This window comes from Caenimonas sp. SL110, from assembly GCF_001044395.1.
Classification (GTDB): domain Bacteria; phylum Pseudomonadota; class Gammaproteobacteria; order Burkholderiales; family Burkholderiaceae_C; genus Ramlibacter.
Genome location: NZ_JANU01000016.1, coordinates 198373 through 204372, shown reverse-complemented (window position 1 = coordinate 204372; position 6000 = coordinate 198373). Strand labels below are relative to the sequence as shown.

Sequence of the window (6000 nt, the reverse complement as noted above, 5' to 3'; positions counted from 1 at the left end):
TCGGTCTGACTTAAACCAAACAGCCTCCACGAGATCCGGGGTGGTTCAAGTCTGTCCGGCGGAATAGGGTGGGTTTCCCATAATGACTCGAATGTCGAGCCGTCTTTGTCTTCTGCGACGTGCGCTGTTGTCTTCAAGCAGCGCATTAACCAAATCATCCTTCTCGTACATTTGAAAGGTATCCGTCAAACAAATACCTTCAAACGGCTCATAGTTCCCACCGACGATGCTGTGGTACACGGCTTCAATGTTTATGGCGGCAATGTAGTAAGCGAGCAGTACCAATTCATTGGCGTGGATTTCCTGCTTGTACTTTTTCGGCAACTGCTCCTTCGTGATAAGACCACTTTGGATAAGGCGCGTAATGAAGGTACCGGTTCCGGCAAAGGGATCGATGATGTGAACGCCTTCACTGCCGAGAGTTTGGTTGAATTCAGTCTTCAGAATGTGATCGACGCTGTGAATGATGAAGTCCACAACCTCGACGGGCGTGTAGACGATCCCGAGCCGCTCGGTCATCTTAGGAAAAGCATTGCGGAAGAACTTGTCGTAAAGCTCGACAACGATCTTCTGCTTTCCAGCCGCACTGTCGATGCCATCCGCTCGCATCTTCACGCTGTCGTAGAAGCGATCCAGCGTGTCCGTTTCCTTGTCTAGACGGTGCTCCTGCAAGACATCAAGGACGCCCTGCATTGCCTTTGACATGGGGTTGTGTTTGGCGAAGCTGTAATCGCTAAACAATGCATCGAACACCGGCTTGGTGATCAGATGCTGCGCAAGCATCTCGATGATTTCCCCGTCTGTGATGCTTCCGTTCAAATCATCACGCAGTTCTTTGGCGAAGGAAGAGAATGCCTCTTGCTCGGCAGTGTTTCTTTCGTCTTCGACAATGGCGGTGATGCGTGCGATGTGAGTACGAGCGATCTTGGCGATGTCGTTGGCCCAGTCCTCCCAATGGTGACGGTTTCCCACTTTTTGGACTAGCTTGGCGTATATAGCCTTTTCGATCTCACCGATCTCGAACTGGAGCGGAACTTGAGTGTCGGGCACGTATGGCTTCGGGACAGGCTCACCGACCATGAAGCTACCCTTGCCAGCGTCTTTGTTCTGCGTACCCTTTGTCTTCTCCTGTTTCTTCTGAATCTTGTCCGTGATGGCGATTACTTCCATCTTGGACGTGTCTTTGCCGATCAAGTCCAGCTTGTTCACCATTGCGTCGAAGCGGTCGTCGTGTGAGCGTAGGGCTTGTAGCACTTGCCAGACCACTGAGTAGGTCTTGTTGTCGTTCAAAGCTTCATGGGGTTCAACGCCAGCGGGAATGACGACCGGGAGAATGACGTAGCCCAGCTTCTTGCCGGGTGCGTTTCGCATAACCCGACCCACCGACTGCACCACGTCAACTTGGGAGTTGCGAGGCGTCAAGAAGAGAACTGCGTCCAGAGCTGGGACATCGACGCCCTCTGACAGGCATCTAACGTTGCTTAAGATGCGACAGGTGTCTTCCGGTGGCTCGGCCTTTAGCCAATTGAGCTTCTCTTCCTTTTCGCTGGCGTTCATGCTGCCATCAACGTGTGCAGCCTCGCAAGCCAGTTTCGTGGCCGCCTCGTCGTCCTCGGTTTCCTGGTAAGCCTCAACCACCGCTTGGAACATCCCAGCAATGTTCTTTGAGCTGACCTTGTGAGTCTTGGCCCCCTTGCTGATCTCGATCACCTGGCAGAACGCCACGGCACGCCTCATGGCCTCGTGGTCGCCGTTCAGTGCGGTGTCCATGCCTTGCTTAGCCAATGCCTTCCAGCATCCGATGATCTTGGCGGCGTCGTCCACTTTGAGCTGGTTGTCGTCGTCTGCAAGCAGGGTCTGCAGTCGCCGACTGACGTGTGCTTCCTCCACAGCCAGAACAATCACCTTGTAGTCCACCAACAGCCCTCGCTTCACGGCCTCGGAGAAGGTGATGACGTACAGCTCGTTTCCGTACAAAGCTTCGTCGTCCATTGAGCACAACGCAACGTTGTCCCGTTCCGCCGTGGCCTTTGCGTTGTCCCCATAGATCCTGGGCGTGGCGGTCATGTACAGACGTTTGGCAGACCGAATGAAGTCTGCATCGTGGACCTTGACGAAATTGCTCTCGTCGTCGTCGCCAAACGTTGCCCCAGTCGTTCGGTGAGCCTCGTCGCAGACGATGAGGTCGAAGTCGGCCAACCCGTGTGCCTTCTGGGCCTTGCTGATCACGTCAATCGAGTGATAGGTGCTGAACACCACACTCATATGTTCGTCGTCATGGCGTTTTGCCATCTCGACGGCGAGCCTGACGGGCTCTGTGGTGGCCGGATAGCGAAGTTCATGCGTGAATGTCTGAACGCTGTCGTCTTCCTTCTTGCGCTTCTTGCCCACGTCAGCGTCTGAGCAGACGGCGAAGCTGTGAAGCGGTGTGCCGCTCTCTTGAGTCCACTCGGTGAGTGTCTGGGAGAGCAACGAGAGGCTAGGAACCAGAAACAGAACCCGTTTGCCTTTGCCAGCAATGGCTTCTGCGATCCTCAGGCTGGTGAACGTCTTGCCCGAACCGCAAGCCATGATCATCTTGCCCCGGTCGGCTTCTTTCAGCCCTGCAACGACGTCATCGAGGGCTTTGACCTGGTGCTTCCGAAGTTCCTTCTTGGGCTTCAGCGGCGGCAGTGTCTTGGGCTTGTACTTGGCCCAATCGATCTGGCTGTTCTCAAGGTCGTTGAGGTCGATCTTGCTGACCGGAGGTTGTTGGTCACGAAGGGCTTCCTCAGCATGGACCGACCAGTGATTGGTCGTGCTCACGACGAGTCGGTGGGCAAAGGGCTTCTTTCCAGAGGCGGTGAAGAAGCTGTCGATGTCAGTCTTCTGCAGCTTGTAGTCTTCCGCATACAGCTTGCACTGGATGGCGTGAATTTCGCCGGTGCCGTGGGTTTTCGCAACCAGGTCGATGCCAGCGTCCTGCCTGTTCAACTTCTGGAGAGCAGCCCAGTCGGAATACGTCCAGACGTCGCTGTACAGGTCCCGGTACGTTGCCTCGTTTCTGAGGTAGCAGGCGATCAGCTCCTCGAAGTAGGTCCCTTTTTCACGCTCGGAGTGAGCCTCGGTGCGATAGGTATGGAGCAGTGATTGCAGCGGTGTCATGCGGGGATTCTGCCAGCGTCATAAGCCGGTAGACTCGGGAATTGCCGCACCTCAACCTTGATGTTGCTTTGATCTCGAAACTCGTCTCCGGAGGCCAGACTGGCGCAGATCGTGCGGGGCTGGACTTCGCCATTGCCAATGGCATTCCTCATGGCGGCTGGTGTCCGAAGGGCCGTTTGGCCGTTGACGGTCCTTTGGACGCCAAGTACCAGCTACAGGAGACCCCGTCGCCAGGCTACCGGCAACGAAACAAGTGGAACGTAAGGGACTCGGACGGGACGTTGATCGTCAACCTGGGAGAACTCTCTGGCGGGACGTTGCTGACGACCAAGTTTTGCGCAGAGGCTGCCAAGCCGTACTTAGTCGTGCAGCCCGATGAGACGAATGTCGAAGAGATTGCCGAGCAAGTGAAGGCCTGGTTGTCACTGAACAAGATCCAGGTCTTGAACGTGGCAGGACCGAGGGAAGAAAAGCGGCCCGGTATCCATGCACACACCACTGCAGTTTTGGCAGGGTCTCTTAGGGCTCCCCCTAGCTAGCGCAACGGGAGGCTTCGATCCGCTGGGCAAGCTGGTTGAGGTCGCACCTATCCTCTGAAAAGGAGAACGGATGAATAGAAAATCCGTCGTTGGGGAAAGTGCCATCATGTCGGGATCTCGCCAACGCAACGTTCCTCAATGCGCTGGCTGTTGATGGAACTCTTTCTTCTAAAAATAGCACTTCCCTTCCAAATGCTGCTCGCAGATACAAAACGGAGGTACTAGCGTCCCAAAGCCTTCGAAGATTCTCTAAGATTTCGTGGCGGCTTGGTCCCTCCACAGAAATTTGACCGGCTGCCGTCTGCGTGGCGAACTCGACGGAAAGCACTTCGGGTGGTGCCGGGAACACAAAGACTTCCTCGGGCTCCGAGGGCCGGTCGTCAGTAATTGGCCGCCAGGCTTTGGGCTCTGCGACGCTAATCGGCACATAGTCATCGTCGTCATCATCTGACCCGCCGTAACCTCTGGAACTTCGGTACGCATCGTTGTTGGGGTTCAACTGATTGGACCGGTTATCGTCATCATCCTTCTTCGACATGATGGTCTCCTTCACTACGTTGTAATTTGAGATTGTGTGGCAACGTCCGTGGCATCGACCAAGCATCTCAAAAATCGAATTGCTTTTTCCAGTTCGTTTCTCTTGATCAAGTGAGGCTGCGGATCCCCATTCACTGCAGGCTTAGATCGATGAACTGCGTCGCCTCGCTTCTTCATCAGTGCATTCAGCTCAGTCTTTACCCGGTCGGGATCGTAGTTGTTCCACGCCCAACCCAGGCTGACGTCAATCCCGAGGAAATCTTTGAACACCCGAAGTGTCTTCTCGCTGTTCGGGTTGTTAAATTGATTCAGCTCTTTCGCCAGGTTGCGCAAAACGTACTGGCCGCTGAAGCCGACCTGGTCAATGCCGAGTCGAACTCGAACGGCTTCTCTTAACCGGTCCTCGACATAGGTCTCCCATGCAGTGCAAGCCATGATGAGCCCAGCTCGTTTGAGAACTTCTGCATTCGGTGGGGGAGGCTTCGTGTTGATCTTGTCGAACAAGTCCAGCAAGTCAGACGCGTCCTTGATGGAACTCTCGAAGGTCTCTTTGGCGGTGGGCATGAGGTTGCGACCGGCGGCGAAATCTACTGAGTTCTGCTTGCTACTGCTTAGGGGTGCATTTGCCAATAGTGTGCTTCTCTCGAATCGTTCCAGAACGCGATACTGATCGGCTGACGACTAAGAATGTCTTGAGCTCAGGATCCACAAGCCATGTCATCTTAAATTCAGGGCTGAGCTGGTCGCGTTCGGCGGACCCCGCCCACTCCAGGCCCGTTCCGACAGGCGTCGCCTTACTCGTTTCCAGAAAAACCTTTATGCACGCTGCTTCGAACGGCAGTTCTTTACAAGGGCGGCGCATATAGTTTTGCTTCTGATCCGCAGAATGTGAGCTGTATTGAAATTCCCCCTGGCATATGAAGCCTTCTTCTTGGCCCGCGTTGGAAATTGGGCAAAAGAACTGAACTGCCGCTGCAGCTATTGCGGTGACGAAGATGCGCATCCCTCCCTTGTACAACAAACGCCATCGTAGAAGCGGACCTCCGCAAAGAAATTGCGGAAGTCGGAATCGAGAGGGGTAGATGCGGAGATCGTCCCGATCAGCGCTCCGGTCCTTCGCTACCGTTTGTCTCGGCATGGCACGTGGTTCTGCAAGTTAGCCTATAACCTGGCTCACAGCCGCTGCAGCCTGTCGCTTCCCCAGCTTCCGTAGCGCAGCGATCCTCTCCATGTGACTGGCACGAGGCTTTGCTTTGCCCTCTTCCCAGTGATAGATAGTCTGACCAGAGACGCCGATCAAAGCACCTGCCTGAGCAGCCGAAAGTCCCAGCCGCTTGCGATGTGCGGCGAAGCCTGCTGCTCTAAAGCGAAGGCCCTCAGGAGCGGACCCTTGAGGCTCTGGCTTGTGGCGGGATGCCTTCGAATTGGCCTTGAGCTGCTTGGTCAGGCCGCTGACCTGGCGTTTCAAATTAGCGATGTCGGATCGATATCTGGTGACCTGCTTCTTGAGCATGTCCGTTTCAGATCGGACTTCACGGCGGGCGATGCGGGCGATTTCAGCCTTGAGAACTGAAGCGATGTTTGGCATAGGGCGAAGAACTAGTAACTGCGTTGTTTTTATTCCCTGAATTTGATATGCAGTATGACCTATAAATTCTGTGAATTAGTACCCATCGATGGTCCCTCAGCTTACTCGGCTCTAGATTTACTCTAATTCCAGATATCCGGAAACTGCACGGTGAGCACCGGGGGGTGTCGTGGTTAACGAACGGACGAACAA

General features: G+C 54.8%; 6 protein-coding genes. 1 reads left to right on the top strand and 5 read right to left on the bottom strand.

Annotated features, from left to right (window positions below):
* Positions 1-45 precede the first annotated feature (45 nt).
* Positions 46-3144: a DEAD/DEAH box helicase family protein gene (locus AQ12_RS11370; RefSeq protein WP_238587704.1), complete on the bottom strand. Its 3099-nt coding sequence runs from the start codon at positions 3142-3144 to the stop codon at positions 46-48.
* 41 nt (positions 3145-3185) lie between these two features.
* Between AQ12_RS11370 and AQ12_RS11365 the strand changes: the two genes are divergently transcribed.
* Complete coding sequence (locus tag AQ12_RS11365; protein WP_238587703.1) at positions 3186-3683, top strand: putative molybdenum carrier protein; 498 nt, start codon at positions 3186-3188, stop codon at positions 3681-3683.
* Here the strand turns inward: AQ12_RS11365 and AQ12_RS23145 are convergent.
* The 4 genes from AQ12_RS23145 to AQ12_RS11345 all read right to left on the bottom strand — a co-directional run bounded on the left by AQ12_RS23145 (position 3676) and on the right by AQ12_RS11345 (position 5808).
* Positions 3676-4221, bottom strand: a complete 546-nt coding sequence (locus tag AQ12_RS23145; protein ID WP_152682767.1) for a hypothetical protein — start codon at positions 4219-4221, stop codon at positions 3676-3678. The two genes, AQ12_RS11365 and AQ12_RS23145, sit on opposite strands and share 8 nt — an antisense overlap.
* A gap of 14 nt (positions 4222-4235) precedes the next feature.
* On the bottom strand, positions 4236-4784 hold the full coding sequence (locus tag AQ12_RS11355; protein WP_048439995.1) for a HEPN domain-containing protein: 549 nt from the start codon (positions 4782-4784) through the stop codon (positions 4236-4238).
* A 40-nt stretch (positions 4785-4824) separates the two neighbouring features.
* A complete protein-coding gene (locus tag AQ12_RS11350) occupies positions 4825-5223 on the bottom strand; it encodes a hypothetical protein (RefSeq protein WP_152682766.1) in 399 nt (132 codons plus the stop codon).
* Between the two features lie 153 nt (positions 5224-5376).
* Complete coding sequence (locus AQ12_RS11345) at positions 5377-5808, bottom strand: DNA-binding transcriptional regulator (protein ID WP_048439993.1); 432 nt, start codon at positions 5806-5808, stop codon at positions 5377-5379.
* Between the last annotated feature and the right edge of the window lie 192 nt (positions 5809-6000).